The organism is Kitasatospora sp. NPDC094016 (genome assembly GCF_040304045.1).
In the GTDB taxonomy this organism is placed as follows: Bacteria; Actinomycetota; Actinomycetes; order Streptomycetales; family Streptomycetaceae; genus Kitasatospora.
This window is the reverse complement of record NZ_JBEOUK010000056.1, coordinates 15,367-42,044: the sequence shown is the minus strand read 5'-3', so window position 1 is coordinate 42,044 and position 26,678 is coordinate 15,367. Positions and strand designations below refer to the sequence as shown.

Annotated in this window: 28 protein-coding genes; 13 read left to right on the top strand and 15 right to left on the bottom strand. The window is 73.5% G+C overall.

Annotation, left to right across the window (positions count from 1 at the left end; all coding sequences use genetic code 11):
* Nucleotides 1–54 precede the first annotated feature (54 nt).
* The 5 genes from ABT015_RS33730 (at nucleotide 55) to ABT015_RS33710 (ending at nucleotide 4,309) form a co-directional block, all read left to right on the top strand.
* A complete protein-coding gene (locus ABT015_RS33730) occupies nucleotides 55–1,596 on the top strand; it encodes an ATP-dependent DNA ligase (protein ID WP_350886028.1) in 1,542 nt (513 codons plus the stop codon).
* Nucleotides 1,597–1,791: 195 nt separating this feature from the next.
* Complete coding sequence (locus tag ABT015_RS33725) at nucleotides 1,792–2,010, top strand: ferredoxin (RefSeq protein ID WP_350886026.1); 219 nt, start codon at nucleotides 1,792–1,794, stop codon at nucleotides 2,008–2,010.
* Nucleotides 2,011–2,155: 145 nt separating this feature from the next.
* A complete protein-coding gene (locus tag ABT015_RS33720; protein ID WP_502897463.1) occupies nucleotides 2,156–3,370 on the top strand; it encodes a cytochrome P450 in 1,215 nt (404 codons plus the stop codon).
* A 332-nt stretch (nucleotides 3,371–3,702) separates the two neighbouring features.
* A complete protein-coding gene (locus tag ABT015_RS33715; RefSeq protein ID WP_159398310.1) occupies nucleotides 3,703–3,867 on the top strand; it encodes a hypothetical protein in 165 nt (54 codons plus the stop codon).
* A gap of 100 nt (nucleotides 3,868–3,967) precedes the next feature.
* The gene (locus ABT015_RS33710) at nucleotides 3,968–4,309 is read left to right on the top strand and encodes a hypothetical protein (protein WP_350886024.1); all 342 of its coding nucleotides are present in this window, start codon (nucleotides 3,968–3,970) and stop codon (nucleotides 4,307–4,309) included.
* 4 nt (nucleotides 4,310–4,313) lie between these two features.
* On the opposite strand, the gene ABT015_RS33705 is transcribed toward ABT015_RS33710, so the two are convergent.
* The 4 genes from ABT015_RS33705 to ABT015_RS33690 form a co-directional block, all read right to left on the bottom strand.
* Complete coding sequence (locus tag ABT015_RS33705) at nucleotides 4,314–5,135, bottom strand: hypothetical protein (RefSeq protein WP_350886022.1); 822 nt, start codon at nucleotides 5,133–5,135, stop codon at nucleotides 4,314–4,316.
* A gap of 102 nt (nucleotides 5,136–5,237) precedes the next feature.
* Nucleotides 5,238–5,522 carry a DUF427 domain-containing protein gene (locus ABT015_RS33700; protein WP_350886020.1) on the bottom strand — a complete coding sequence of 95 codons (285 nt, stop codon included), beginning with the start codon at nucleotides 5,520–5,522 and terminating at the stop codon, nucleotides 5,238–5,240.
* Nucleotides 5,523–5,617: 95 nt separating this feature from the next.
* Nucleotides 5,618–5,854, bottom strand: a complete 237-nt coding sequence (locus tag ABT015_RS33695; protein WP_350886018.1) for a DUF6296 family protein — start codon at nucleotides 5,852–5,854, stop codon at nucleotides 5,618–5,620.
* Nucleotides 5,855–5,937: 83 nt separating this feature from the next.
* Nucleotides 5,938–6,174, bottom strand: coding sequence for a DUF2277 domain-containing protein (locus ABT015_RS33690; protein ID WP_350886016.1), 237 nt, complete (start codon nucleotides 6,172–6,174; stop codon nucleotides 5,938–5,940).
* 156 nt (nucleotides 6,175–6,330) lie between these two features.
* Between ABT015_RS33690 and ABT015_RS33685 the strand changes: the two genes are divergently transcribed.
* A complete protein-coding gene (locus ABT015_RS33685; protein WP_350886014.1) occupies nucleotides 6,331–7,545 on the top strand; it encodes an MFS transporter in 1,215 nt (404 codons plus the stop codon).
* On the opposite strand, the gene ABT015_RS33680 is transcribed toward ABT015_RS33685, so the two are convergent.
* The 3 genes from ABT015_RS33680 to ABT015_RS33670 all read right to left on the bottom strand — a co-directional run bounded on the left by ABT015_RS33680 (nucleotide 7,542) and on the right by ABT015_RS33670 (nucleotide 10,128).
* The gene (locus ABT015_RS33680) at nucleotides 7,542–8,084 is read right to left on the bottom strand and encodes a gamma carbonic anhydrase family protein (RefSeq protein ID WP_350886013.1); all 543 of its coding nucleotides are present in this window, start codon (nucleotides 8,082–8,084) and stop codon (nucleotides 7,542–7,544) included. The genes ABT015_RS33685 and ABT015_RS33680 overlap by 4 nt on opposite strands.
* Nucleotides 8,085–8,161: 77 nt before the next feature.
* On the bottom strand, nucleotides 8,162–9,364 hold the full coding sequence (locus tag ABT015_RS33675) for a serine hydrolase domain-containing protein (RefSeq protein ID WP_350886011.1): 1,203 nt from the start codon (nucleotides 9,362–9,364) through the stop codon (nucleotides 8,162–8,164).
* Between the two features lie 197 nt (nucleotides 9,365–9,561).
* Nucleotides 9,562–10,128, bottom strand: coding sequence for a DJ-1/PfpI family protein (locus ABT015_RS33670; RefSeq protein ID WP_350886009.1), 567 nt, complete (start codon nucleotides 10,126–10,128; stop codon nucleotides 9,562–9,564).
* A 256-nt stretch (nucleotides 10,129–10,384) separates the two neighbouring features.
* On the opposite strand from ABT015_RS33670, the gene ABT015_RS33665 reads away from it, so the two are divergent.
* Together ABT015_RS33665 and ABT015_RS33660 are read left to right on the top strand one after the other, a co-directional pair.
* Nucleotides 10,385–10,933 (top strand): RBBP9/YdeN family alpha/beta hydrolase, encoded by a 549-nt coding sequence (locus ABT015_RS33665; RefSeq protein ID WP_350886007.1) that lies wholly within the window; start codon nucleotides 10,385–10,387, stop codon nucleotides 10,931–10,933.
* Between the two features lie 31 nt (nucleotides 10,934–10,964).
* Nucleotides 10,965–11,549 carry a hypothetical protein gene (locus tag ABT015_RS33660; protein ID WP_350886005.1) on the top strand — a complete coding sequence of 195 codons (585 nt, stop codon included), beginning with the start codon at nucleotides 10,965–10,967 and terminating at the stop codon, nucleotides 11,547–11,549.
* A gap of 72 nt (nucleotides 11,550–11,621) precedes the next feature.
* Here ABT015_RS33660 and ABT015_RS33655 read toward each other — a convergent pair whose 3' ends face one another.
* Nucleotides 11,622–14,048 carry a transglycosylase domain-containing protein gene (locus ABT015_RS33655; RefSeq protein WP_350886003.1) on the bottom strand — a complete coding sequence of 809 codons (2,427 nt, stop codon included), beginning with the start codon at nucleotides 14,046–14,048 and terminating at the stop codon, nucleotides 11,622–11,624.
* A 180-nt stretch (nucleotides 14,049–14,228) separates the two neighbouring features.
* The gene (gene map, locus ABT015_RS33650) at nucleotides 14,229–14,996 is read right to left on the bottom strand and encodes a type I methionyl aminopeptidase (RefSeq protein ID WP_350886001.1); all 768 of its coding nucleotides are present in this window, start codon (nucleotides 14,994–14,996) and stop codon (nucleotides 14,229–14,231) included.
* Nucleotides 14,997–15,134: 138 nt separating this feature from the next.
* Here map and ABT015_RS33645 point away from each other — a divergent pair, with 138 nt between their 5' ends.
* The 3 genes from ABT015_RS33645 (at nucleotide 15,135) to ABT015_RS33635 (ending at nucleotide 17,818) form a co-directional block, all read left to right on the top strand.
* Complete coding sequence (locus ABT015_RS33645; RefSeq protein WP_063346085.1) at nucleotides 15,135–15,404, top strand: helix-turn-helix domain-containing protein; 270 nt, start codon at nucleotides 15,135–15,137, stop codon at nucleotides 15,402–15,404.
* Nucleotides 15,405–15,773: 369 nt separating this feature from the next.
* Entirely contained in the window at nucleotides 15,774–16,811 is a 1,038-nt protein-coding gene (locus tag ABT015_RS33640) for a lysine-2,3-aminomutase-like protein (RefSeq protein WP_350885999.1), read from the top strand.
* Between the two features lie 29 nt (nucleotides 16,812–16,840).
* Nucleotides 16,841–17,818 (top strand): DMT family transporter, encoded by a 978-nt coding sequence (locus ABT015_RS33635; protein ID WP_350885997.1) that lies wholly within the window; start codon nucleotides 16,841–16,843, stop codon nucleotides 17,816–17,818.
* Nucleotides 17,819–17,951: 133 nt separating this feature from the next.
* Here ABT015_RS33635 and ABT015_RS33630 read toward each other — a convergent pair whose 3' ends face one another.
* From ABT015_RS33630 to ABT015_RS33620, 3 genes are all read right to left on the bottom strand, one after another.
* Nucleotides 17,952–19,343, bottom strand: coding sequence for an ABC transporter substrate-binding protein (locus tag ABT015_RS33630; RefSeq protein ID WP_350885995.1), 1,392 nt, complete (start codon nucleotides 19,341–19,343; stop codon nucleotides 17,952–17,954).
* A gap of 64 nt (nucleotides 19,344–19,407) precedes the next feature.
* Nucleotides 19,408–20,316, bottom strand: a complete 909-nt coding sequence (locus ABT015_RS33625; RefSeq protein ID WP_350885993.1) for a carbohydrate ABC transporter permease — start codon at nucleotides 20,314–20,316, stop codon at nucleotides 19,408–19,410.
* Nucleotides 20,313–21,233: a carbohydrate ABC transporter permease gene (locus ABT015_RS33620; protein WP_350885991.1), complete on the bottom strand. Its 921-nt coding sequence runs from the start codon at nucleotides 21,231–21,233 to the stop codon at nucleotides 20,313–20,315. Before ABT015_RS33620 ends, ABT015_RS33625 begins: the two co-directional genes overlap by 4 nt.
* A 263-nt stretch (nucleotides 21,234–21,496) precedes the next feature.
* Between ABT015_RS33620 and ABT015_RS33615 the strand changes: the two genes are divergently transcribed.
* Nucleotides 21,497–22,159: an SMI1/KNR4 family protein gene (locus ABT015_RS33615; RefSeq protein WP_350885989.1), complete on the top strand. Its 663-nt coding sequence runs from the start codon at nucleotides 21,497–21,499 to the stop codon at nucleotides 22,157–22,159.
* A 103-nt stretch (nucleotides 22,160–22,262) separates the two neighbouring features.
* Here the strand turns inward: ABT015_RS33615 and ABT015_RS33610 are convergent, their stop codons facing one another.
* Both ABT015_RS33610 and ABT015_RS33605 read right to left on the bottom strand, forming a co-directional pair.
* Complete coding sequence (locus tag ABT015_RS33610) at nucleotides 22,263–23,024, bottom strand: SDR family NAD(P)-dependent oxidoreductase (RefSeq protein WP_350885987.1); 762 nt, start codon at nucleotides 23,022–23,024, stop codon at nucleotides 22,263–22,265.
* A 240-nt stretch (nucleotides 23,025–23,264) separates the two neighbouring features.
* The gene (locus ABT015_RS33605) at nucleotides 23,265–23,846 is read right to left on the bottom strand and encodes a TetR/AcrR family transcriptional regulator (protein WP_350885985.1); all 582 of its coding nucleotides are present in this window, start codon (nucleotides 23,844–23,846) and stop codon (nucleotides 23,265–23,267) included.
* 151 nt (nucleotides 23,847–23,997) lie between these two features.
* On the opposite strand from ABT015_RS33605, the gene ABT015_RS33600 reads away from it, so the two are divergent.
* Nucleotides 23,998–24,483: a DoxX family protein gene (locus ABT015_RS33600; protein ID WP_350885983.1), complete on the top strand. Its 486-nt coding sequence runs from the start codon at nucleotides 23,998–24,000 to the stop codon at nucleotides 24,481–24,483.
* Between the two features lie 105 nt (nucleotides 24,484–24,588).
* On the opposite strand, the gene ABT015_RS33595 is transcribed toward ABT015_RS33600, so the two are convergent.
* Nucleotides 24,589–26,073, bottom strand: coding sequence for a SulP family inorganic anion transporter (locus ABT015_RS33595; protein WP_350886044.1), 1,485 nt, complete (start codon nucleotides 26,071–26,073; stop codon nucleotides 24,589–24,591).
* Nucleotides 26,074–26,678: the final 605 nt, after the last annotated feature.

Sequence of the window (26,678 nt, the reverse complement as noted above, 5' to 3'; positions counted from 1 at the left end):
GCCGGCCGGGTGGCCGATCCTGGACGCCCGGCCACGCATCACCCGAGGAGCGCCATGCGGCTGCGGCACCTGGCCCAGACGTCCCGCGCCGTCGCCGCCGAGCCCGGACGGCGGGCCAAGACGGCGCTGCTCGCGGACTGCCTGCGCGCACTGGGACCGGCCGAGGCCCCGGCGGCCGTGGGCCTGCTGTCGGGCGAGTCGCAGCGGCTGCGCACCGGCGTCGGCCCGGCGGGCCTGCGTGACCTGCCGCCGCCCGCCGCCGAGGCCTCGCTCGGCGTCCGGGAGACCGAACGGGAGCTGGAGCGGATCGCCGGGGTGCACGGGCCCGGCGCGCAGGCCGAGCGGCGGCGGCGGCTGGCCGGGCTGTTCGCCCGGGCGACCGAGGTCGAGCAGGCGTTCCTGCGCGCGGTGCTGGTCGGCGAGCTGCGCCAGGGCGCGCTGGACGCGCTGGTCGGCGACGCCGTCGCCCAGGCGGCCGGGGTGCCCGCGGCGGCGGTGCGCCGGGCGCTGATGTTCCGCGGCTCCGCCCGGGCGGTGGCGGAGGCGGCGCTGACCGACGGGGCGCCCGCGCTGGCCGCGTTCCGGCTGGAGGTGGGCCGGGCGGTGCGGCCGATGCTGGCCGCCTCCGCGCCCGACGTGGCCTCGGCGCTGGAACGCACCGGCCCGGCCGCGCTGGAGTGGAAGCTGGACGGCGTCCGGGTGCAGGTGCACCGGGACGGCGCGGAGGTCGCGGTGTTCACCCGCGGCCTGGACGACATCACCGCGCGCGTCCCCGAGGTGGCCGAGGCGGCGCTCGCGCTGCCGCTGCGCTCGGCGGTGCTGGACGGCGAGGCGATCGCGCTCGGGCCCGACGGGCGGCCGCGCCCGTTCCAGGAGACCGCCGCGCGCGCCGCCTCCCGGCGGGATCCGGAGCGGCTGCGCACCGAAGTCCCGCTCAGCGCCTTCTTCTTCGACCTGCTGCACCGGGACGGCGAGGACCTGGTGGACCACCCCGGCCGGGAACGGTGGGCGGCGCTGGACGAGGCGGTGCCGGAGGGCCTGCGGGTGCCCCGCACCGAGACCGGGGACGGCGAGCGGGCACTGGCGTTCTTCCGCGAGACCCTGGCCCGCGGTCACGAGGGCGTCCTGGTCAAGGACCCGGCGGTCGGGTACGCGGCCGGGCGGCGCGGCGCCGGCTGGATCAAGGTGAAGCCCCGGCACACCCTGGACCTGGTGGTGCTGGCCGCCGAGTGGGGCAGCGGCCGGCGGCGCGGGTTCCTCAGCAATCTGCACCTGGGCGCCCGGGCGGCGGGCGAGCCCGGGCTGGGCCCGTGGGTGATGCTCGGCAAGACCTTCAAGGGCCTCACCGACGAGACGCTCGCCTGGCAGACCGCCGAACTCCTCGCCCGCGAGAGCGGCCGGGACGACTGGACGGTGCGGGTCCGGCCGGAACTGGTCGTCGAGATCGCCTTCGACGGTCTCCAGCGCAGCCCCCGCTACCCGGCGGGGCTGGCCCTGCGGTTCGCCCGGGTGGTGCGCTACCGGCCGGACAAGGGCGCGGCCGAGGCCGACACCGTCGCCACCGTCCGGGAGATTGCCGCCGCCGAGGGGCTGTGAGCCGTCCTTTGGCGGAGTAACGTCAATTTCAAACCCCCTTCGCGGCGGCACTGGACCGGCTCCGAACCGAATCGGCCATTCTGGACGATCCCCGCATCGCCCCTCCGTGGACGCGAGGGTGGCGGTTAGGTTGGCAATGACAACGAGAGGCGGCCGCCGGACGCCCGGGGCCGCACTGGCGAGAGGTGCTCGACCATGAAGGTGAGCGTCGACCGGGACCGCTGCTGCAGCTCCGGGATGTGCGTCCTGAACGCTCCGGAGATCTTCGACCAGGACGAGCAGGACAGTCTGGTGGTCCTCCGTCAGACCGAGTTCAAGCCCCCGCAGTTCGCCGTGCTGAGGCTCGCGGCCGAGCTCTGCCCGGGCGGCGCGATCACCGTCACCGAGGAGGACTCCGCCGAGGACGTCGGCTGACGCCCCCACCGGCTCCCGGCGGTCCCCCGCCCGCCCCGACCCCGGCCACCGTGACGACCGCCGCTCCCGGCCGCCGTCGCGCGAACCGTCGGCCCCGGCGCCACCCCACCCACCCGAGGACATTGCGACGCAAGGAGACCCCACCTTGACGAGCACACCCACCGCCCGGACCTTCCCGATGCCCGCCCCGCGCGACGCGGGCTGTCCGTTCAGCCCGCCGCCCGCCTACACCGAGGCCGCCGCGACGGCGCCCATCACCCGCGCCGCCCTGCCCGGCGGCGAGTCCTGCTGGCTGGCCACCGGCTACGCCGAGGTCCGCACCATCCTGTCCGACCGCCGGTTCAGCGCGGACGCCCGCCACCCGGGGTTCCCGATGCTGGTGCCCGGCCGTCGGGAGGCCCTCCTCGCCAACCCGAGCTTCCTGCGGCTCGACGACCCCGAGCACGCCCGGCAGCGCCGGATGGTCACCGGCGACTTCCTGGTCAAGCGGGTCGAGGCGATGCGACCCGGCATCCAGCAGATCGTCGACGAGGCGCTCGACCGGATGACCGACGGCCGGACCGAGGCCGACCTGGTCGCCGACTTCGCGCTGCCCGTCCCCTCGCTGGTGATCTGCCTGCTGCTCGGCGTCCCGTACGAGGACCGGGACCGCTTCCAGGGCCTCAGCCGGACCCTGCTCAACAAGCACAGCTCGGCCGAGGAGGTCCAGGCCGCCTCGGACGAACTGCGCGAGTACCTGGGCGGCCTGGCCGCCCGCAAGCGGGAGGAGCCGGGCGACGACATACTCAGCCGGCTCGCCGTCCGGGACGACCTCACGCCGGACGAGGTCGCCACGACCGGCATCCTGCTGCTGATAGCCGGGCACGAGACGACCGCGAACATGATCTCGCTCTCCACCGCCCTGCTCCTCGACCAGCCCGAGCAGATCGCCAGGCTGGCCGACCCGGCCGCGCTGCCCGGCGCCGTCGAGGAACTGCTGCGCCACCTCACGATCGTGGACCACGGACTGCCCCGGGTCGCATTGGAGGACGTCGAACTGGGCGGCACCGTGATCAGGGCCGGGGAGGGCGTGATCGCGCTGATCTCCACCGCCAACCAGGACGAGGAGATGTTCGGCGGCGCCGACCTGCGGCCGACCGACCAGCTCGACCTCGGCCGGGACGCCCGGCGGCACATGGCCTTCGGCTTCGGCGTGCACCAGTGCCTCGGGCAGCCGCTCGCCCGCGCCGAGCTCCAGATCGCCCTGGCCACCCTGTTCCGGCGGCTGCCCGGCCTGCGGCCGGCGGCCACCGGGGAGGGCCGGAAGTTCCGCTCGGAGGCGTTCATCTACGGAATGCGGTCGCTGCCCGTCACCTGGTGACGGCCGTCGGACGGAGGGCGGGGCCGACCGGCGGCCGGACAGGGTCCAGGGCGTGTTTCATCATTCGCGTCGGATCAGCGCGCGGCGGTGGGCGCCCGGCTGGGCGTGCCGGCGGAGCGCCCTCGTACTGGGCCGTACTTGGGTGCTTCGCCGGTGCGTCCAGCCGGGATGCCCGGCGTCGCGCGCGCGGCGGGAATGATGAAACACGCCCTAGGCCGTTCGGCTGGCCCCGGGGCCGGGGCGGGGGCAGGCTGGGGGGTGAGAGACAGACCCGGCCCTGCCGCACCCCGGCTCGGAGCGCGCCCGGACCGGCCGAGGAGACGGAGCCCGCCATGACCGACATGAGCGAACGGGCCGAGATGAGCACGGACCGTGACGAGGACGTCCGCGCCGCGGATCCCGAAGAGGGCATCACCTCGATGCAGAACCTGCACGCGCAGGACACCTCCCAGGCGGAGGGCGAGCCCACCCTGGAGGAGTCCGGTCCGGACCGCTGAACAGCTGTGAGCACCCGACCGCCCGGTGGGACCGGGCGGTCTTCGCGACCGCAGGTGTCGCTGCCCCGACAGCGACTCACCGGCGGGGGAGGATAGGCGCATGACCGAACACGATCAAAACGGCAGGCAGGCCCGACCGCCCGTCGACCCGCGCACGTCGTGGGCGACCTGGACCACGCAGTCGATCATCAGTGGCCCCGGCGGGGTCACCACCACCGAGATCGGTCCCATCTCCGGGGACCTCACCGTGCACACCACCTGGGTGGACGGCGAGGCCCGGCTCACCGTCCAGTACACCGGCGCGCTGGACTGGTACACGGTGACCGGCAGCCCCGTCCCGGCGACCGACGAGACCACCGCCCGGGCGATACACCAGGCGATGGTGAACGGCGTCAAGGCCGGCCGGGGCGCGGCCGCCCCGGCTCCGCCGGACAGGGCCTAGAACATCAGTCCCCCGGGACGACCTCGCCCCGTACCGCCGGCGCCGCGGCGGCCCAGTAGGCGCGGTCGACCGGGGGACGCGCACGCAGGTCCGCGCGGACCTCGCCGGCCAGCCGGCGGGTGTCGCGCCGGTTGACGGTGGCACCGATGCCGGCGCCGACCAGCAGCGGGGTGAGCGACGGCAGGCGGCGCAGCGAGCTGCGGGTGAGCCGGCGGCTGAGCTGCTGGCGCACCTCCGCCCCGAGCGCCAGGGCGGCGAACCCGGCCGGCCGGGACAGCAGCCTCGCGTCGATGCCCCGGCGGTTGGCCCAGGCGGCCAGGTAGGCCCCGGCCCGCTGGGTGACACTGCCCGGCGCCCGGGCGCCGTAGACCTCGTGCAGTTCGGCGATCAGCTTGATCTCCACGGCCGCGACGGCGAGCGTCTCGGCCGCGATCTCCACCGGCATCGCGGGCGGCACCGGCAGCATCGCCGCCGCGCCCACGCCGGCGCCGAGCGCGCCGGAGGCCCGGGCCGCGCCGGTGACCAGCAGGTCGGCCAGCGCCTCGGGGTCGGCCGCACCGGGGTGCTGGGCGCGCAGCGTGGCGAGGTCGCGCACCGGGATCCGCGGCGCGGCCTGCACCAGCTGCTCGGTGAGGGCGCGACCGCCGAACGCGGCCCCCTTGGCGGCGACCCGGCCGCCCCGGCCGAGCAGGTGGGCCACGTTCGCCACCAAGGCCCGGCCGCGGCCGCGGCCGGCCCGGTACTCGGCGATCCGCCACTCGCCCTCGGGCTGCTCGGCCTGCTCGACCAGTTCGGCGAGCTCGCCGGCCAGGCCGGCGTCGGGCACGGGGGCGGGGGTGGGAGCGGGCTCGGGAACAGGCCTGGAACGTCCGGGTTTACGGAAGACTGCCATAGATGTCCGGTACCCCCTCCGCTCCCGGGGTACGCCCTACCCGGTGATCTCGACCCCGCGCCAGAACGCCACCCGGCCGCGGATCTCCTCGGCCTCCGGCTTCGGGTCGGCGTAGTACCAGGCCGCGTCGGGGTTGGTCCGCCCGTCCACTTCCAGCGTGTGGTAACCGGCGGTGCCCTTCCAGCCGCAGACGGTGGTGGTGTCGGACGGACGCAGGAACTCGGTCCGGACGGATTCGACCGGAAAGTAGTGGTTGCCCTCGACGACGACGGTCTCGTCGCTCTCGGCGACGACGGTGCCCTGCCAGCGCGCTGTGGTCATGCGGCCGATTCTGCCCCAGGGGCGGACGGCACCCGGGTGGTTCGCGGAAATCGTCGGTGGACGCCGGACGGTCAGGGCATCAGCCGGGGCGGCGGTCAGGGCAGCGGCTCGGCGTGGACCGGCAGGTGCGGGGACTGGTGGCCCCCGCTGGCGAGCATCCGGACCTCGCCGGCGTCGCTGATCTCGGCGCGGACGATGCCGCTGGCGTCCTCGTACACCGGGTGTCCGCCCGGGCCCGTCGCGCTGGTGCGGACGACCACGACGACGTCCTGCGGGGCCTGGGTGCCGGGGGTGCCGGGGAAGGTGAGCACGTAACGGTTCGCGGGGGTCATCTCCATCTCCTGTCCCGATTGTCCCGATCTCCTGGTCCCGATGCGCGGCCGCGGTCGGCGGACCCCGCCGGACGGCGGTCGGCCTACGCGGTGGCCTCGGCGGCCCGGGCGGGCGCGCCGCGGACCTCCAGCTCGGTGAGCAGCCGGGCGGTGGCCTCGGCGACCGCGTCCACGGCCCGGTCGAAGGCCTCGCGGTTGTGCGCCGCCGGGGCGCGGAACCCGGACACCTTGCGGACGTACTGGAGCGCGGCGGCGCGGAAGTCGTCCTCATCGGCGTCGAGCGTCACCGGCGGGCGCAACGTCTTGATGTTGCGGCACATGCACCCAGTCTCGCGCGTGGACGCCGTACTGGCGACCCCCTCCCGTCACACGCACCTCACGGCGGCGTCATCCGGCCGGATTAGGATGCCGGACGAACGAATCCCCCCGTCCCGCCGCGCTTCCCCGTCCGCGGGCGTCACCCCGGAGTCACCCCCTTGCCTCTCGCGCTGCTCGCGCTGGCCGTCACCGCGTTCGCCATCGGCACCACCGAATTCGCCGCCATGGGGCTGCTCCCCCAGGTCGCCGACGATCTGCACGTCTCCATCCCGCAGGCCGGCTGGCTGATCTCCGCGTACGCGCTGGGCGTGGTCATCGGCGCCCCGCTGCTCACCGCGCTGGCCTCCGGCCGGCCCCGCAAGGCGGTGCTGGTGGCGCTCGCCGGGCTGTTCGCCACCGGCAACCTGCTGTGCGCGCTGGCACCGGACTTCTGGACGCTGGCCGCCGCCCGGCTGATCACCGGACTGCCGCACGGCGCGTTCTTCGGGGCCGGCGCGGTGGCCGCGGCCGAACTGGTGGCCCCCCACCGCCGGGCCCGGGCGGTGGCCGTGATGTTCTCCGGGCTGACCATCGCCAACATCGTCGGCGTGCCGGCCGCCACACTGCTCGGCCAGCACCTGGGCTGGCGGGCGACCATGCTGGTGGTCGTCCTGATCGCCGCCGCCGGGACGCTCGCCATCGCCCGGCTGGTGCCGTCGCTGCCCTCCCCCGGGCAGGCCGGGCTCCGGCACGAGCTGCGGGCCTTCCGCGACGGGCAGCTGTGGCTGGCGCTGGCCACCGTGGTGTTCGGCTGCGGCGGCTTCTTCGCCTGCTACAGCTACATCGCGCCGCTGCTCACCGAGGTCTCCGGGTACGCCACCGGCTCGGTGACGCTGGTGCTGGCGCTGTTCGGGGTGGGGATGACGATCGGCAACGTGATCGGCGGGTTCGCGGCCGACCGGGCGCTGCGCCCGACGGTCTGCGCCGCCTTCGTGCTGCTGGCCGCCACCCTGGCGCTGTTCGCGGTGACCTCGCACGCACGCTGGTCGGCCGCCGTCACGGTGGTGCTGATCGGGCTGTTCGGCTTCGCGATCGTGCCGGCGGTGCAGACGCTGGTCCTGCAGAAGGCGCGCAGCGCGCCGACGCTGGCCTCGGCGACGGTGCAGGGCGCGTTCAACCTGGCCAATGCGCAGGGCGCCTACTTCGGCGGGCTGGCCCTGGACGCCGGGTTCGGCTGGACGGCGCCGACGCTGGTGGGCGCCGTCCTGGCCGCCTCGGGCGCGCTGATCGCGGTGCTCGCCTGGGCGGCCGACCGGCGCCGGCCCGTGCCCGCCGCACCGGAGCCGGCCGCGACGGCACCGGCCGCGGCGGCACCGGTCGGCGTCCAGGGTTAGGCCTGCGGCTGGGCGAGGGGTTCGAGCTCGCGGTGGGCGGCGGCCAGCAGCAGGTAGCCCTCCCCGTTGGCCTTGATGCCGGCCTTCTCGTCCTCGGTCAGCTCGCGGCGGACCTTGGCCGGGACCCCGGCGACCAGCGAGCCGGGCGGCACCCGCATGCCCTGCGGCACCACCGCGCCCGCCGCGACCAGCGAACCGGCGCCGATCCGGGCGCCGTTGAGCACGGTGGCGTTCATCCCGACCAGGGTGTCGTCCTCGACCACGCAGCCGTGCAGCACCGCGTTGTGCCCGACCGAGATCCGCTCGCCGACCACCAGCGGGAAGCCCGGGTCGGCGTGCAGGGTGCAGTTGTCCTGGATGTTGCTGTCCCGGCCCACGGTGATGGACTCGGCGTCGCCGCGCAGCACCGCCCCGTACCAGACGCCCGCGCCGGGACCGATCGTCACGTCCCCGACCACGACGGCGTTCGGCGCGAGGAAGGCGCCCGGGTCGACGGTGGGCGCCTTGCCCCCGACTGCGGCGATCAGCGGCTCTGCCATGTCTCGTCCTCCTGGTGACGGTCGGCCGTTCCTGTCGCCGGACAGCGTAGGGGGCCGTCCGATCCGCGGCACCCGCCCTACCCCTGCCCGCCGCACACGCCGGCGTTCACCGCCCGCTGCCAGGCGGCGAGGGCCGCGGCCGGATCCGGTGTGTCGTAGAAGGTCGTGCTGTTGGCGAACTGGCGCTTCCCGTCGAGCGAGCCGAGCATCATCGTGCTGTAGCCGGGGATCCCGCCGGCGTGGCCCCAGAACGCACCGCACGGGGTGTCCACCCGCTGGAGGCCGAGCCCGTACGCCTGGCCCCCGCCGTGGGCGGTGGTCTTCTGCATCTCGGCGAGTTCGGCGGGGCGCAGCAGCCGGCCGCCGAGCAGGGCGCGGATGAACGTCGTCAGGTCCGCGGTGGTGGAGATGCCCGCGCCGGAGGGGCCGGCCATGGAGGGGTTGAGCGCGGTGACGTCGGCCGGGCCGCTGTCGAGCTTGAGGTAGGCGTGGGCGTGCGGGCCGGGGATGTCCGGGGAGTAGAGCGGCATCGAGGTGCCCGTCAGGCCGAGCGGGCGGATGATCCGGCGTTCCACCTCCTCGTTCCAGCCATGGCCGGTGAGGCGTTCGATGATCAGCGCGACCAGGGCGTAGTTGGTGTTGGAGTACTGCCAGTCCTGGCCGGGGCGGAAGGCGGGCGGGTACTTGTCGGCGAGGTCCACCTGGTCCTGCGGGCTGTAGGACGTGTAGCGGCCGGTGTCGAGCCAGTTCTGGTCGTAGGAGTTGAAGGCCGGGTCCTGGGTGTAGTCGGCGACGCCGCTGGTGTGGTTGAGGAGTTCGCGGACGGTGATGTCCGCGCTGTTCGGCACCGCGCCGGGCAGCAGGCTCTCCAGGCGGTCGTCCAGTCCCAATCGTCCCTCGCCGACGAGTTGGAGCAGCACGGTGGCCACGAAGGTCTTGGTGGTGCTGCCGATCCGGAAGCGGCCCGCGGGGTCGGCGGGGGCGTCGGCACCGAGCCGGGCGACGCCGGCGGCGGAGCGGTGGACGAGCCGGCCGTTCTCCCGCACGGCGGCGAGGGAGGAGGTGGCGACGTTCCTCGCGGTCAGGTCGGCGAGAGCCGTGTCGAGGGCCGTCCAGTCGGCGCTGCGGTCGGTGGCGCTCACCGGGCGGGCCGCGTCCTGGGCGGCGGCGGCCGGGGCGAGCGCGGCGATCAGGCCCGCGCCCGCGAGGGCCGCGACGGCGGCGCGCAGGGCCGGCCCACGTCGGCGGCGCCGGGTGGTGGTGGCTGGGTCGGTGGTCATGACGTCCTCCGTGGTCCGGCTGGCAGGGCTGTCAACCTCCGCCGCTGCCCTGGTCTTTGACACCATGGCAGGACGGTTGCGGGACGGTCGTCAGCCTCCGGGGCGGAGCGTCTGCTACCTGGGGAGGGGCGTGACCCTGACGGGTTCCCGGAGCCGCGCCCCCGAGCCGGGTCGGGGGCGCGGCGGGCCGGGGCGGGTCAGGAGGCCGGCGCCTTGGTGCGCAGGATCTCGATGAACGCGCGCAGCCACGCCGGGTGGTCGGGCCAGGCGCGGGCCGAGACGACCACGCCGTCCACCACCGCCTCGCCGTCGACGAATTCGGCGCCCGCCGCCTTCACGTCCGGCGCCAGCGCCGGGTAGGCGGAGCTGCGGCGGCCGGACAGCACCCCGGCGGCGGCGGTGATCAGCGGGCCGTGGCAGATCTGCGCGACCGGCTTGTCGCCGGCGAAGAAGTGCTGGACGATCCGCTGCACCTCCGGGTCGTTGCGCAGGTACTCGGGGGCGCGGCCGCCGGGGATGACCAGCGCGACGTAGTCGGCCGGGTCGACGTCGGCGAAGGCGAGGTCGGCGGGCCAGGTGTAGCCGGGCTTCTCGGTGTAGGTGTCGTACCCGTCGACGAAGTCGTGGACGACGAACTGGAGCCGCTTCCTGGTCGGGGCGGCGATGTCGACCTGGTAGCCCTCCTCGCGCAGCCGCTGGTACGGGTAGAACACCTCCAGCGACTCGGCGGCGTCCCCGGTGACGAGCAGGATCTTCGATGTCATCGCCGACATCCCTCCACATGGTCGAGCGTCCGACACGGCGTGGGCCCCGGCCGGTGGCCACCGGCCGCGGGCCCGGACCAACCTCCCGCACCGGCCGTGCCGTTGGCAACAGGGCGCACCGGGCGTACTGCGGCGCGTCACCGGGCGTACGCGCCTGCTGAGGGTCGTGCGTGCCGGGTCACCGCCCGGCTGCGGGCCGCGGCTGCCCGCGTCCTAGACTCCTGCTGCCCGCCACGACCGCACACCGGAGGAGCCCATGCCGGACCGCATCACCCACCTCGTCCTGCCCGGCTACCAGAACTCGGGCCCGGAGCACTGGCAGACCCGCTGGGAGGCCGCCGAACCGGACGCCTTCCGCCGGGTCCAGCAAGCGGACTGGGACCACCCCGACCAGAACGACTGGATCGCCCGGGTGGACGCGGCGGTGGCCGAGGCCGCCGCCGACGGGCCGGTGGTGCTGGTCGCCCACAGCCTCGGCTGCGTCACGGTGGCCCGCTGGGTGGCCACCGCTCCCGCCGGGCGGACCGCCGCGGTGCGCGGCGCGCTGCTGGTCGCCCCCGCGGACATCGACACCGCCGAAGTCCCGCAGCTGACCGGCTTCCGCCCGGTGGCCCTGGCTCCGTTCCCGTTCCCGGCCGTGGTCGTCGCCAGCACCGACGACCCGTGGGCCAGCCCCGAGCGGGCCCGGCTGTTCGCCGACGCGTGGGGCGCCCGGTACGTCGAGCCGGGCGCGTACGGACACCTCAACTCGGACTCCGGGCTGGGCGACTGGCCGGAGGGCCGCAAGCTGCTCGCAGAGCTGTGACGCATCGGACGGGGGGACGATGAGGAACCGGATGCCGAAGGCCAGGCGCGTCCTGGTCCGGCTGCTGCTGGCGGGCGGGGCGGCGGCCGTGCTGCTCTACACCGAGGGGCAGTGGGAGAGCCGCTCGGGCGGGCTGATGCTGGTCGCCGACCTGCTCAACCGGCCCGAGTTGCTGCTCGGTGCGGCGCTGGCCGCGCTGATCGCCGCCGCCTGGCTGGGCGATCGGCGCACCGCCGTACGGACGGCCACCCGGGCGGTCACGGTGACGGCCGGAGTGGTGTTCCTGCTCGGCGTGCTGGCCGCGCACAAGGTCTCGGCGGCCGAGACGCGCAGCCGGGAGACCGCCCCGGCCCGCCCGGAGCTGGCCCTGGTCGTGGTGCACCGCTCGTACGCCACCGCGCCGAAGGACAACGACGACTGGCAGGTCCTGCTGGAGGTCGGTGCGGGCTGGTCCGGGCGGCGCTGGTCGCTGGCCCAGATCGGCCGGGCACCGGACGACGCCCGGCTGGTGGAGGCGAGTTGGACCGGCCGGGACCAGATCACCGTGGTGACCGACTCCTACCGGCGGGTCTTCAACCTGGACCAGGACACCGGCGAGCCGGTCGAGGCACGGTAGCGTCCGCGCCACGGCAGCCCCACCGCGTGGGCGAACCGCCTGAGTGCGGGTACTCGGGCGGGGCCGGGCGGCTCACTGGTCCTGGTTGTCGCCGGGGTCGGCCGGCGCGGAGGGGGCGAACGGGGTGGACTGCCCGGCCTGCCCGGCCTGCGGGGACGGCGCGGAGCGGCCGACCGGGCTGTTCGGGTTGAGCGGGCCGACCGGAGCGCCCGAGTTGCCCGCAGCGCCCGTACTGCCCGTGCTGCCCGGGGTGCTCAGGGTGCCGGGGCTGCTCGGGTTTCCGGGGCTGCTCGGGCGCTGCTTGCCCGAGCCGCTCCCGCAGGTGCCGGTCGGCGAGCCGCTGGGGGTGGCGCAGTTCGGGTCGCGCTTGGGCGGGTCCGGGATGTAGACCGTCGGGAATTCCTTCTCCGGCATGTTCCGGACGGCGTCGCTCATCGCCTGCTCCCAGATCGGGCCCGGGCCGGTCGCGCCGAAGACCTCCTGCTGGTAGTGGCCGCCGATCCGGATGTTCTTCATCGGCACCTTGGTGCCCGGGCTGCCCAGCCAGACCGAGCCGGCCAGGTTGCCGGTGTAGCCGGTGAACCAGGCCGACTTCTTCTCGTCCGTCGTCCCGGTCTTGGCCGCGATCTGCCGGCGGTCGTCCAGCCTGAGCTCCTTGGCGGTGCCCTTCTCCGTCACCCCGAGCAGCACGCTGTTGATCACGTCGGCGGTGTCCGTGGACATCGCCTCGGTGCACTTGGCCGGGCTCACCGGGACGTCCTTGCCGTCCACCGTGGAGATCTTGTTGATCGCCAGCGGCGCGCAGTAGGTGCCGCGGGCCGCGAAGCTCGCGTACACGTTCGCCATCGTCAACGGGCTCACCTCCTGGGTGCCGAGGCCGAGGGCGGGCAGTTCCTGCAGCGGGTCTCCGCCGGCCTTGCCGGTGACGCCCAGCTTGTTGGCCATCTGCTTGACCGCGCAGAGGCCGATCTCCTGCTCCATCTGCACGAAGTAGGTGTTCACCGAGAGGGCCATCGCCTCCTTGAGCTCGTACGGGCCGACCTCGCGCGCGCTCTCGTTCGGGATGCTGCCCTCCTTCTTGCCCTTGTTCAGGTTCTTCCAGGTGCCGTCGCAGGTCTTCATCGTCGGCCAGTCCATGCGGTTGGGCGAGTCGTACCGCTGGGTGGGCGGCAGGCCGGCCTCCAGGGCGGCGGCGGCCACGATCGGCTTGAAGTTGGAGCCGGGCTGGAAGCCGATGCCGCCGCCCATCGCCGCGTCCACGTTGTAGTTGACGACGGTCTGGTTCTTCTCCTTCGCCAGACCGTAGGGGCGGGTCTGCGCCATCGCCAGGATCTTGCCGGTGCCGGGCTCGACCATCGTCATCGCCGCCGAGACCGGGTCGGTGACGTACACCTGCTCGGAGACGGCCTTCTGGGCGGCGGCCTGCTTCTCCGGATCCAGCGTGGTGTAGATGTTGAGGCCGCCGGTGTCCCACAGCTTCTTGCGCTCGGCCGCGCTCTTGCCGAACACCGGGTCCTGCTTGACCACGTGGCGCACGTAGTCGCAGAAGAAGCCCATGCCGGCCTGGGCGGTGATGCAGCCGTTCTGCGGGTCCTGGTACTTCAGGCCCAACGGTGCGGCCTTGGCCTCCTTGGCCTGGTCCGCGGTGATGTGCTTGTTCTCGACCATCTTGTCGATCACGGTGTCCCGGCGCTTCTGCGCGGCCACCGGGTGCAGCTTCGGGTCGTACTGGGACGGGTTCTGCACCAGCCCGGCGAGCATGGCCGCCTCGGGGAGGGCGAGGTCCTTCGCGTCCTTGCCGAAGTAGCGCTGGGCGGCCGCCTGTATGCCGTACGCCTGATGGCCGTAGAAGGTGATGTTCAGGTAGTTGGTGAGGATCTGATCCTTCGTCAGATCCTCCTCCAGCTTGATGGCGTACCGGAGTTCCTGGATCTTGCGGCCGAGCGTCTTGCGCTGCGCCTCCAGGACGGCCACCGGGTCGTCGCCGGCCTTCTCCACGTTGACGTTCTTCACGTACTGCTGGGTCAGCGTCGACGCGCCCTGGACGGCGGCGCCGCTCTCCGCGTTCTTGGTGATCGCCCGCAGGATGCCCTTGAGGTCGACGGCGCCGTGCTCGTAGAAGCGGGCGTCCTCGATGTCCACCTGCGCCTGGCGCATCAGCGGTGACATCTGCTCGGCGGGTATCACCGTGCGGTCCCGCTCGTAGACCTTGGCGATCAGGCCGCCCTTGGCGTCGAAGACCTGGGTGGCCTGCGACAGTGCCGGCGCCTTGAAGTCGTCGGGGATGCTCTCGAAGCCCTCGGCGCTGCTCTTGGCCCCCAGCCCGACGGCGCCCGCCGCGGGAAGGATGAGGCCGGCCAGCAGGACACCGCCGAGAGTGCAGCAGCCGAGGAACGTGACCGTGTGACCCAGGAATCCGATCGGGGTCTCACGGCGCCGCGGGCGCGGCACCCAGGTGTCGCCCGCGTCCGGGGCAGGTATGCGGCTCTTCGGTGACATAACTGGAACACTACGGCCGCGAATACCGTGCCAGGGCAGGGTGTTGGCGAAGCTTTGTCACAAATCCGCCACAGATTCGGCTCATTCCAGCTGGTCGGACGGGTGCCCGGGTTCGGACAAGGACCGTTCGCCTACGGCCTGTTGCTCCCGCCCGGACGCCGCCCGGACGCCGCGCTCCGGCTACCGGAGGGTCAGGATGCGCGGGCCGTCCTCGGTGACGGCGACGGTGTGCTCGATGTGCGCGGCGCGGCTGCCGTCCGTGGTGCGCAGCGTCCAACCGTCCGGGTCCGTGCGGTAGTCGCCCCGGCCGCCCGCCGTCAGCATCGGCTCCAGCGCCAGCACCAGGCCGGGGCGCAGCGGGTAACCCCGGCCCGGGCGCCCCTCGTTGGGCACGTGCGGGTCCTCGTGCATGCTGCGCCCGATGCCGTGCCCGCCGAAGCCTTCGAGCAGACCGTAGCGCCCTGCGCGGGCGACCTTGCCGATGGCGTGCGCGATGTCGCCGATCCGGTTGCCGACCACGGCGGCGGCGATCCCGGCCTCCAGGGCGCGCCGGGTGGTGTCGATCAGTGCCGCGTCCTCGGGCCGGGCGGCGCCGACGGTGAAGCTGACGGCGGAGTCCCCGGCCCAGCCGTCCAGGAGGGCACCGCAGTCGATGCTCACCAGGTCGCCGTCGCGCAGCCGGTAGCCGCCCGGGATGCCGTGCACGACGGCGTCGTTCACCGAGGCGCAGATGACGGCCGGGAACGGCACGGGCGCGAAGGACGGCCGGTAGCCGAGGAACGGCGAGGTGGCCCCGGCCGCCCGCAGCACGTCGCGCGCCACCTCGTCCAGCTCCAGCAGGCTGACGCCCTCGGCCGCCGCGTCCTGTACGGCGGCCAGCGCGTCCGCCACCACCCGCCCGGCTTCGCGCATCGCGTCCAGGGCGGCGTCCGACTTGATTTCGACCATGGTGAGCCGTCTCCCCTCGATCCAATTCTTATACCGGTATTTGTATCACGGTCGGAGCGGGCGGCCGCGCGGCCGGACGGGAGCGCCGAGGCGGGGCACACGGCATGACCCCGGCGAGGAGGGCCTAGTATCGACAGCATGGTGAGGACTCCGCTGACCCCGTGGGAGCGCGAGCGCGGGGAGCGCTTCGGGGCGCTGCTGCGCGAGGCGCGCGGCGCACGCAGCATGGTCGAGGTGGCGGCGGTGGCCGGCGTCTCGGCGGAGACGCTGCGCAAGATCGAGACCGGACGGGCGCCGACGCCGTCGTTCTTCACCATCGCCGCGCTGGCGTTCGCACTGGATCTTTCGCTCGACGAGCTGGCGGCCGTGTGCGCGCTCCCGGAGGACGGCGAAGCCCTCTCGGCCTGACGCCTTAACGCTTTAACGGCTCGCCGCCTTAACGACTTAACGGCTTAACGACCTTTTGCCGGCGCCGGAATCGATCGTCACCAATCGATTACCCGGGGCTCCGGACACCGCCACAGGCGATCCTTGACGCGTTCAGACCACCGAGGGTAGCGTCCTTGATTGTCGGCCTTCAGTTGAGGGACAAACGGACCCGTCCCGACTGGCTTTCGCCGCCGGATCGTCCTCCGAAGCCGCCCATCGCGGCCCCTCGGCGCTATCGCCCCCCGGAATTCCCCTGTCCGCCGATGTGCGTTCCCGGATTCTCCCCGGGCACCTCCGCGCCCGCTCGCTGAACGATCCCCATTCGGTTTCTCTCCAGGAGTTGAACCCATGGCCGGTTCGCGCCCGATCCGCACTCCCAAGGAACTGCTCGCACAGCACCTGATCCAGGAGGATCAGGTCGCGGCGATCACCGATGTCGCCAAACGGTACGCGTTGAGCATCACACCGGCGATGCGCAGCCGCATCGTCGGGCTGGACGACCCGGTGGCCCGTCAGTTCGTGCCCACCGAGGACGAGTTGACCTCGCTGCCGGAGGAGCGGGAGGACCCCATCGGCGACGATCCCTTCACCCCGGTGAAGGGCGTCACCCACCGCTACCCGGACCGCGTGCTGCTCAAGCCCGTCCTGGTGTGCCCGGTGTACTGCCGGTTCTGCTTCCGCCGGGAAGTGGTCGGCCCCGGCGACTCGATGCTGAAGGAGTCCCAACTCGCCGCCGCGCTGGACTACATCCGCTCCCACCCGGAGATCTGGGAGGTGATCTTCACCGGCGGCGACCCGTTCATCATGTCGCCCGACCGCCTGCGGCCGATCCTCAGGGCCCTCGACGGGATCGACCACGTCAAGGTGATCCGCTTCCACACCCGCGTGCCCGTGGTGGACCCGGACCGGGTGACCGAGGACCTCGTCGAAGCCCTCACCATGGACACGCCGGTCTGGGTCGTCGTGCACACCAACCACAGCCAGGAGATCGGCGACGGCGCGCGGCGCGCGCTGCGGCTGCTGGCCGGCTCCGGCATCCCGCTGGTCAGCCAGACGGTGCTGCTCAAGGGGGTCAACGACACCCCCGAGGCGCTGGAGGACCTGTTCCGCACCCTGATCGTCAACCGGGTCAAGCCCTACTACCTCCACCACGGCGACCTCGCCGTGGGCACCAGCCACTTCCGCACCACCGTCAAGGAGGGACAGGCGCTCGCCCGCAGCCTGCGCGGCCGCGTGTCGGGCCTGTGCCAGCCCACCTACGTGCTCGACATCCCCGGCGGCCACGGCAAGGTGCCCATCGGCCCGACCTACCTGAACGGGAACGGGACCGTGACCGACCCGTGGGGCATCGCGCACACCTACCCGCCCAAGAGCACCGAGGACTGACCGCCCCCGCCGAAGGGAACCACCGGCCCATGGTCTCCGAGCCCACCCCACGCCAGCCGGACCCCACCCTGCCGCCCGCGCCCCGGGGCTCCGGCACCGGCGTGCTCGGCAACGCCGTCCGCCACCCGGGAGGGACGCTGACGCTGATCGGGGCCTCGGCGATCTGGGGCCTGTGGACCACCGCGGAGAAGTACTCCATCCAGGGACTTCCCGTCATGACGGTGCTCGCCGTCTCCCTCCTCACCGCCGCCGCCCTGCCGTGGGCCGTCCTGCTGTACCGGGGCGGCCACCGGCGCCCGTCGCGCGACCAGTTGAAGCGCCTCGCCCTCCTCGGGCTGTTCGAGCCGATGGTGGGGTACGGGGCCATCGGGCTGGGGATGGCGCGGATCGACGCCACCCAGGCGTCGATCCTCCGCGGCTCCGAGGCGTGCTTCGTCGTCGCGCTGGCCGCGGTGATCGGCCGCCGGGCACCCACGCCGCGCGGTGTCGGCGGCGTCGTGCTGGGCGCGGTCGGCGTCGCCGCGCTGGGCGGGAGCCACGCCCTGCTGGGGCTCGGTGTGGGGGATCTCCTGGTGCTGGCCGGGACGTTCGCCGCCGCGGCGGCCACCATCGTCACCGGACGCATCGTCAGGGAGACCGATCCGCTCGTCGCCACGGCCTACCAGTTCGGCTTCGGCCTGCTCTTCTCCCTGCCGCTGTTCGCGGGCCAGTGGGTCATCAGCGGCAGCCTCGTCACCGACGACGCCCGCCCGCTGCACTGGATCGTCGCGGCCGGCGTCTGCGGCGGCGGGCTGGCCGGCGCCTTCCTGATGTACAACTACGCCGTTACGCGGACCCCGGTCACCACGGCGGGCGTCCTGCTCAACATCATCCCGGTGTTCGGACTCGCCTTCGCCGTGGCGCTCCTGGGCGAGCGCATCGACGTCTGGCAGTACGTGGGGGCCGCGCTCATCCTGGCCGGGATCTTCCTCTTCTCGGAGATCCCGGGGGCGGACGCCGACGGCTGAGCCCTGACCGGCGCTCCCCGACGGCGCTCCCCGACGGCGGTCCCGGACAGCGGTCCCGGACGGCGGTCCCGGACGGCGACGGCCCGCCGGGCGCGTGCTGCGCCGGGCGGGCCGTCGTGGGGCGCGGAGGTGGTCAGCTCACGGAGCTGTTGTAGCTGTCGATGGCGGGCTGGAGCTCCTTGGCCGCGTCGGCCAGGGCCTGCTGGGCGGTCTTGGAGCCGGCGATGGTCTGCTCGATGGCGGTCTCGACGCCCTTGCGGGCCTGCGGCATCACGCCGAGCAGGCAGCCGGCGGTGGCCGGGGAGGGCTTGGTGGCCTTGAGCTGCTCGATGGCCGTCTGGAACTGCGGGTACTTGGCCACCCACTCCTTGTCCTTGGGGTCGTCCAGGGCCTTGCGGTTGACCGGGAAGTAGCCGGTGCCGGTGTGCCAGGCGGCCTGCTGCTCGGGGGCGGTGACGAACTTCTCGAACTCCCAGGCGGCGCGCTTCTCGGCGTCGGAGTGGCCGGGGCCGCTGATCCACAGCGAGGCGCCGCCGATGACCGGGCCGCCCTGGTCGGTGGCGGCGACCTTGGGGAACGCCGCGGTGCCGACGGCGAACTTGGCGGCCTCGGTGTAGCCGCGCAGCACGCCGGTGGACTCCAGGTGCATGGCGACGGTGCCGGCCTTGAACGCGGCCTGGGCGTCGTCGGTGTTGCGGCCGGTGTTGGCCGCGTAGCCGCCCTTGACGAGGTCGGCCCACCACTGGACGACCTGCGCGCCCTGGGCGGAGTCGAAGACGGCCTTGCCGGCCTTGTTGGTACGGCCGTTGTCCTGGTCGCAGTACATGGTGCCGGACTCGGCGAGCAGCTGCTCGACGAACCAGCCGTAGATGGCGGCGCCGAAGCCGTAGCGGACGGTCTTGCCGTCGGCGTCCTTCTTCGTCAGCTTCTTCGCCAGCTCGCCGAGTTCGGCGAGGTCCTTGGGCGGCTGCGCCGGGTCGAGACCGGCCTCCTTGAAGGCGTCGGCGTTGAGGTAGAGCAGCGGCATCGAGGAGTTGAACGGCATCGAGACGAGCTTGCCGCCGACGGAGTAGTAGTTGCGGATGTTCGGGTCGAGGTCGTCGAGGGCGAAGCCGTCCTTGTCGGCGAAGGCCTGGGCCGGGACGGTCTGCTTGGAGTCGATCATGAACCGGGTGCCGATGTCGTAGACCTGCACCAGGGCGGGGGTGCCCTTCTGCTGCACCGCGGCCTTGTACTTGGCGACCAGGTCGTCGTACTTGCCCTGGAACTGCGCCTTGACCTCGATCTTGCCCTGGTGGGCGGCGTTGAACTGGCTGACCAACCCGGTGAGGACCTCGGCGTTCTTCCCCGTCATCGAGTGCCAGAACTCGACGCCGGTGACACCCGAGGCCTGGTCGAGCGCCTGGGCGCCGGGGGCGGCGTCGGAGGAGCCGCCGGAGCCGGAGGTGGAGTCGCCGGAGCTGCAGGCGGTCAGGGACAGGCCGGCCACCAGCAGGGCCGCGAGCGCGCGGGCACTCTTCTTCACGGGAGGGTTCTCTCTCTGTCGGGAGGGACGTGCTCAAAGGAGCGGGAGGAAGCGGCGGAGCGGGTCAGCGGACGGCGCCCGCGGTGAGACCGCGGACGATGAAGCGCTGGCCGAAGACCACCAGGGCGAGCGTGGGCAGCAGGGAGAGCACGACGCCGGCCAGGATCAGGCCCGGGTCGGACATCTCGGAGTCGCGCAGCGAGGTGAGGCCGATCTGCAGGGTCTGCATGTTGGCCGTGCGGGTGATGATGAGCGGCCAGAAGTACTGGTTCCAGGCGGACAGGAAGACGTAGATCGACAGCGCCGCCAGGGCCGGCTTGTTGAGCGGGACGACGATCCGCCACAGGAACCGCCAGTGGCCCGCGCCGTCGATCCGCGCGGCGTCGCGCAGTTCACCGGGCAGCTGCCGGAAGGCCTGCCGCAGCATGAAGGTGCCGAAGCCGGAGGCGAGGAAGGGCAGCACCAGGCCGAAGTAGGTGTTCCCGAGCCCCCAGCCGGACAGCGTCAGGTAGTTGGGGATGATGATGGCCTCCCACGGGACCATCAGCGTCGCCAGGAACACCCCGAACATCACGGCCCGCGCCTTGAGCGGCAGGAACACGAAGGCGTACGCGGCGAGGACCGAGGTGAACAGCTGGGCGAGCGTGATGACGGTCGCCACGATCGCCGAGTTGGCGTACTGCCTCGCCAGCGGGACGGTGTCGACGGCGCCGGCGAAGTTCCGCCCGGTGACCGAGTGGGGCACCAGCGCCGGCGGGTAGGAGGAGAGTTCGGACGGGCTCATGAAGGCGCCGGCGATCGCGTAGTACACCGGGAAGGCCACGGTGACGAGGGCGACGGCGAGCAGCAGGTAGACGGCGGCGCGGCCGAGCAGGTCGCGCGGCGAGCGGCCGGCCAGCACCCGGGGGCGCGGGCGCGGCGCGGCGGCCCCGTCGTGGGCCCCGGGCCCGGCCTCGGTGGCGGTCACGGTCATGCGTAGTGCACCTTCCGCTCCAGGACGCCGAACTGGACGGCCGTGCAGGCGAGGACGACCACGAGCAGCACCACGGCCTGGGCACTCGCGGTGCCGAAGTCGCTGGAGCCGTAGGCGAAGGCCTTCTCGTAGACGGAGTAGACGAGGGTCCGGGTGGCGCCGTCGGGGCCGCCCTTGGTGAGGATGTGGATCTGGCCGAAACTCTGCAGCGAGTGGACGGTGGAGACCACGGTCAGGAAGAACAGGTTCGGGCCGAGCATCGGCACGGTGATCGAACGGGCCAGCCGCAGCCCCGAGGCGCCGTCGATCCGCGCGGCCTCCAGGATCTCGCCGGGGATCGAGCCGATGCCGGCGGACAGCACGAGCACGTTGTAGCCGAGGCTCATCCACACCGTGGTGACGGCCACCGAGACCAGCGCGTACCGGGAGTCGGTCAGCCAGCCGATCGGGCCCAGCCCGACGTGCGAGAGCAGGCCGTTGAGCACCCCGCTGGCGGGGTTGAAGAACACCGCGAAGACCACGGACGCGCTGGCCACCGAGAAGGCGAAGGGCAGCGCGAACGCGGAGCGCAGCAGCCGCACGCCCCGGATCCGGTTCTCCAGGAGCAGCACCAGCACCAGCGCGCCCAGCACGCCGGGCACCACGGTGAGCAGCGTGAACAGGGCGGTGGTGGCGAGCGTGCGCCGGAAGTCCGCCGAGGTCAGCAACTCGGTGTAGTGCTTCAGCCCGACGTAGCGCGAGGGCGCGCCGAACAGGTCGTTGGCGTGTCCGCTCAGGTAGATGGTCCGTCCCAGCGGGTAGCCGATGAAGAGGACGAAGACCACCAGGGAGGGCAGCAGGAAGGCCCAGGCGAGGCCGTGCTCACCCCAGCGGCTTCGGCGGCCCGGGTGGGGCTTGGTGTGTGGTGCGGTCGGCATGGGTTTGCGCGTCCCGCCTTTCGTTGTGTCGGTTCCGGCCGAAACCGTGTCCTGCCCACACGACGGGTCGGAAACCCCGGGGTGAGCAACGGGTGTCGGTGGGATTACGCGTTCGCGTCAGATTCGGCCGGTCGTGGGCGGACGGGCGTTGGGGCGCGTCCCCGGCCGGTCGTGGGCGGGCGGGATGCGCGGCGCGCCCCCGCCCGTTCCCGTACGCCCTCCGGTGGCCCCGGACTGTCGGTGGGGCGTCGTACGGTTCCCGGATGGACGACACCGAATTCGACATCCGGGCCGCGATGGCCGAATCCCTGCGGGATCGCGCGGGCGCCCGGGCGCTGGTCGAGGGCTTCGCCGCCTACTGGGGCGAGCCGCTGCGCCCCGGGGACGGCTTCGCGGACGCCGAACTCGACGCCGCCGAAGGGCGCCTGGGCCTGCGGCTGCCGGCCGCGCTGCGCGAGGCGTACCTGCTGTTCGGCCGCCGGGAGGACCTCACCGGCAACCACAACCGGCTGCTGCCACCGGAGGAACTGTTCGTCCTGGACGGCGCCCTGGTGTACCAGGAGGAGAACCAGGCGTGCGCGAACTGGGGCGTCCTGCTGGCCGACCTCGACCAGGACGATCCGCCGACGGTGGGCCGGCTCGACCTCGCGGACAAGTCGACGGAGCACTGGGAACCCTGGGAGGAGCGTTTCTCGACGGCCGCGGCGGCGATGGTGATGGTGGAGAAGCTGTTGCAGGACGACGAGTTGAGTGTGTTCGCCGAGTGCGGAGTGGAGGTGCCGGAGGGGCTGGCGGAGCTGCCCCGGCTCGGCCGCGGCTGCCGCTGGTTCACCGGGCCGGACGTGCTGGTCGTCGAGTTCGACGAGGACCTCGTGGTGGCCCGGGCCCGGACCGAGGAGGCCAGGGACGCACTGGCCGAGCGGTGACCTGATGGCCCAACGGCGGCACACAGCACGGCCGTTGGGCCATGGGTGGATCAGACGGTGGCCCAACGGCGGTGCGCCGCACTGCCGTTGGGCCACGGGTGGATCAGGCGGTGGCACCGCCGTCCAGGACCAGGTCGGCGCCGACGGTGAAGCCCGCCTCGGGCGAGGCCAGGTACAGCACCGCGGCGGCGACCTCCTCGACCGCACCCGCCCGGCCGACGGGGAGGCTGTCCTTCATCCGCGCGGCCTTGTCGTCGGCGTTCTCGCCGGGCCGGGTGGACATGCTGGTGTCCACCGGGCCGGGGCTCACCATGGTGATCCGGACGCCGTCCGCGATGTGGTCGAGGGCGGCGCTGCGGGTCAGCGCGGTGACGGCGGCCTTGCTGGCGGCGTAGGCGCCGAGGCCGGGCACCCGCATGTGGACGCCGAGGTTGGACGAGACGTTGACGATCGCGCCGCCGCCGTGGGCCCGCATGTGGCCGATCTGGTGCTTCATGGCGAGCCAGGTGCCGGTCAGGTTGACCGCGAACACCCGGTGCCACTCGTCCTCGTCGATGTCGGCGACCGGGCCGACGGCGCCGAACACCCCGGCGTTGTTGACGGCGACGTCCAGGCCGCCGAGGAGTTCGACGGTCTCCCGGACCAGCCGGGCGGCGTCCTGACCGTCTGCCACGTCACCCGTCAGCGCGACGGCCTCGCCGCCCGCCTGCTCGATCAGCTCGACCGTCTCGGCGAGCGGGCCCGCGCTGCGGCCCGCTACCGCGACCCGGGCGCCCTCCCGGGCGAAGGCGAGCGCCACGGCCCGTCCGATACCGCTGCCGCCGCCGGTGACCAGGACGGACTTGCCGATGAAACGCGTGGTCATGAGAGGTGCTCCTTGATCTGGATGGTGCGTTCTGGTGCGGTGTCGGTCCCTGCGGTGGCTTCGGGAGTCGCCCACGCCGGTATGGCGACGGCGAGGGCGGTCAGCGCCAGGGCGGCGCCCGCCGCCGCGAAGGCCGTGGCGCACTCACGGAAGCCCCCCTCTCCCTCATGACCGTTCGGTCCAGTATCGGGACGGCAAGAGGCGACCCCCATCGTCACCCCGCCATCGCCCCACGATCCGTCAGTCGAGCAGCACCAGCGCCTGCTCGGCGGCGTCCCGCACCCGGGACGCGCCGTCGGCGGTCCGGCCCAGCACCCGCACGCCCTGCAACAGCACCAGCAGCATCCGGGCCAGCGACCTCGGATCCCGCCCGGCGGGCAGTTCACCCTGCGCCTCGGCCCGGACCAGGGCGGCGGTCAGCACCGTCTCCAGGTGGCCGAGGCCGGCCTCCACCCGGCGGGCCGCCGAGGGGTCGTGCGCGGCGAGCTCGACGGCGGTGTTGGTGATGAAACACCCGCGCTTCAGCCCGTCCTCGGCGGACTCCGCCGCGAACCGGCGGACCAGCGCGCGGACGGCCGGCAGCACCGGGCCGGGCTGGGAGAGCTCGGCCAGCAGCACCGGGTCGGCCTGCTCGCCGTACCGCTCCAGCGCCCGCAGGAACAGTTCGTGCTTGCTGCCGAAGGTGGCGTAGATGCTCGCCCGGGCGATCCCGAGCTCCTCGACCAGGTCGGCCATCGAGGTCGCCTCGTAACCGCGCCGCCAGAACAGCTCAAGGGCCGACTGGAGCACGGCGTCCGGGTCGAATTCCTTCGTTCGCGCCATGGGTGGACGCTAGCCCTTTCCAGAACGGTCGGTCAAGATCCGCCGCGAAGGTCGCACACGTGGGATCTGACGGAGCATTGCCAAGTGGACTAGACCAAGGGTACCCTTACCGCCCCGTACCCCCTCCTCCCCCCACAGGAGGCGTTTCCCCATGCCCGCGAACCTTCCCACCTCTCCCCAGCAGGCGGCCGAGGCCGCCCGCCCGCTCGTCCTGACGGCCTTCCGGGTCGTCGTCGGGCTGCTCTTCGCCTGCCACGGCGCCGCCTCGCTCTTCGGCGTCCTCGGCGGCGCCAAGGGCGGCGGCACCGTCCCGCTCGGCCAGTGGCCCGGCTGGTGGGCCGCGCTGATCCAACTGGTCGGCGGCGCCCTGGTGCTGCTCGGCGTCGGCACCCGGACCGCCGCCCTGCTCTGCTCCGGCTCGATGGCGTACGCCTACTTCACCGTCCACCAGGAGCACTCCCTGCTGCCGCTGCAGAACGGTGGCGAACCCTCCGTCATGTTCTGCTGGGCCTTCCTCGCCATCGCGGTGCTCGGCTCCGGCCCCTACGCCCTGGACCGGCTGCTGGCCCGGCGCTCCACGGCCGAGCCGGCCGCCCAGCCCGCCCCGGCCGGGGCACACCAGGGCCAGACCGGCTGAGCACCCGCCCGACGGACGGCTGAGCACGACGGACGCCCGGACGGCACGACGGACTGACTGTGCGGGGTCAGTCCGTCGACGGGCCCGGACCGCGCCCGCCCGTCCTCACACCACGGTCGGCAGCGGCGGTTCGACCGCGAGCGGAGCAGTGGAGCGGGCCCGGTGCTGGGCGGCCCACGCGGTGAGGGCCACCGTGCAGGCGTGGTCCAGGTGGCGCAGCCCGGACCAGTCGAGTTCCACCGGCCGGTCGGCCGGCAGCCGTTCCAGGGCGTCCAGCAGCCGGGGCAGCCGCAGGAAGGTCGCGTTGCCGCTGAGCCGGACGCGCTGCAGGGCCTCGCCGGACGGCAGGACCAGTTCCTCCAGGCCGATCTGCAGGTGCGAGGTCTGCCAGGCGGACTTGGCCACGGCCAGGCCGATGCCGATCAGCACACCCTCGAACAGGTCGGTGGCGATGATGGCGCTCGCGGTCACCGCGAGCACCAGCGCCTCGCCCCGGTGGTCGCGGCAGAGCGCGGCGATCCGCCGCAGCGGGACGAGCTTGGCGCCGGCGTGGACCAGGACGGCGGCCAGCGCGGTGAGCGGGACGAGCCCGAGCACGCCGGGCAGCAGCGCGGTGAACAGCAGCAGCCAGAGCCCGTGCAGGGTGCGCGAGGCCTTGGTCCGCGCCCCCGCCTGGACGTTGGCCGCGCTGCGGACGATCACCGCGGTCATCGGAAGGGCGCCGAGCAGCCCGCAGACGGTGTTGCCGATGCCCTGGGAGGTCAGCTCGCGGTCGTAGTCGGTGCGCCGGCCGTGGTGCATCCGGTCGACGGCGGCGGCGCTGAACAGCGTCTCGGCGGAGGCGATCAGGGTGAAGGCGACGACCGTACCGAGACCGGCGGTGCCCGCCACCGCGCCGAGCGCGGCACGGTCGGGCAGGTGGACGACGTCGAGCAGGCCGGACACCCGGACCCTCGCCACCGGCAGGTCGGCGGCGGCCGTGACGGCGGCGGCCAGCCCGACCGCGGCCAGCGGCGCGGGGACGCCGCGGGCGACGGGCCCGGGCACGTACTTCCAGCCGACCAGCACGAGCAGGGTGGCCAGTCCCAGGGCGACCGCGCTCGGGGTGGCCACGCCGGTGACCACGTCCGCCAGCAGGTCGGGCAGTCCGGCGATCTTCTCCGGCCCGGTGGCCGGGGCGCGGCGGTCGGCGAGCGCATACAACTGGCCGAACAGCAGGGTCAGTCCGATGCCGGCCAGCATGCCGTGCACCACCGAGGCGGACATCGCGCGGAACCAGCGGCCGAGCCGGAGGGCTCCCATCGCGATCTGGAGCAGCCCGGTGCCGAGGACGAGCAGGCCGAGGGCGGTGACGCCGAAGCGCTGGACGGCGTCGTAGACCAGGACGGTCAGCCCGGCGGCCGGGCCGCTGACCTGGAGGCTGCTGCCGGGCAGGAGGCCGACGACCAGGCCGCCGACGATGCCGGTGACCAGGCCCAGTTCGGCGGGGACGCCGGAGGCGACCGCCACCCCGACGCACAGCGGCAGGGCGACCAGGAACACCACCAGTGAGGCGGGCAGGTCGTAGCGCCAGGGGACGGCGCGCAGCACGGCGAGCGGGGGCCGGCGGCGGCCCGGCGGGGCGGCCTTGCCGGGGTGGCCCGGCGGGGCCTTGCGGCGGCGGGGCGTTCGGCTCACCCGGTCACCACCGGGGGGCGGGCAGGGAGACAGCGCATGGCGGCGTTCCTTTCGCGCGCCCGCCGCTGCGGGCACGCCGTCACAGGGGGGCGAGGGGGGCACAGGGGGGTGAGGAGCGGGAAGGGAGGTGGACCGCACGGAGAAGGCGACAGCGGTACGGCCGCAGGTCCGGGCGGACCGGACGGCGGCGGCGGGTGTCGGGTCGGTGCGGCCAGGGGGTGCGTCCCTCGCTCGGGTGCGGCGGACCGGGCGCGCTGGTCCTGGACGGGACCGGCCGCCGGAGCTCCCCCGCTCCCGGACCGTCCCGAATCCCCCTTGCCGCGGCCTCAGTCGGACATCACGGGCCCGGCGTGCCACCGACGGTACCCAGGGGTGCGGGGTGGGCCGACCTCGGGCACCGTCCCTTCACCCGCACTGCACACCGGCAGCGCTTTCCGGCGCGGAACGGCCGGTTCCCCGGGCACACCAGCACGATCTGCGCCCACCTGTGCGAACCCGGCTCCGCCTCCCCGCCCCGG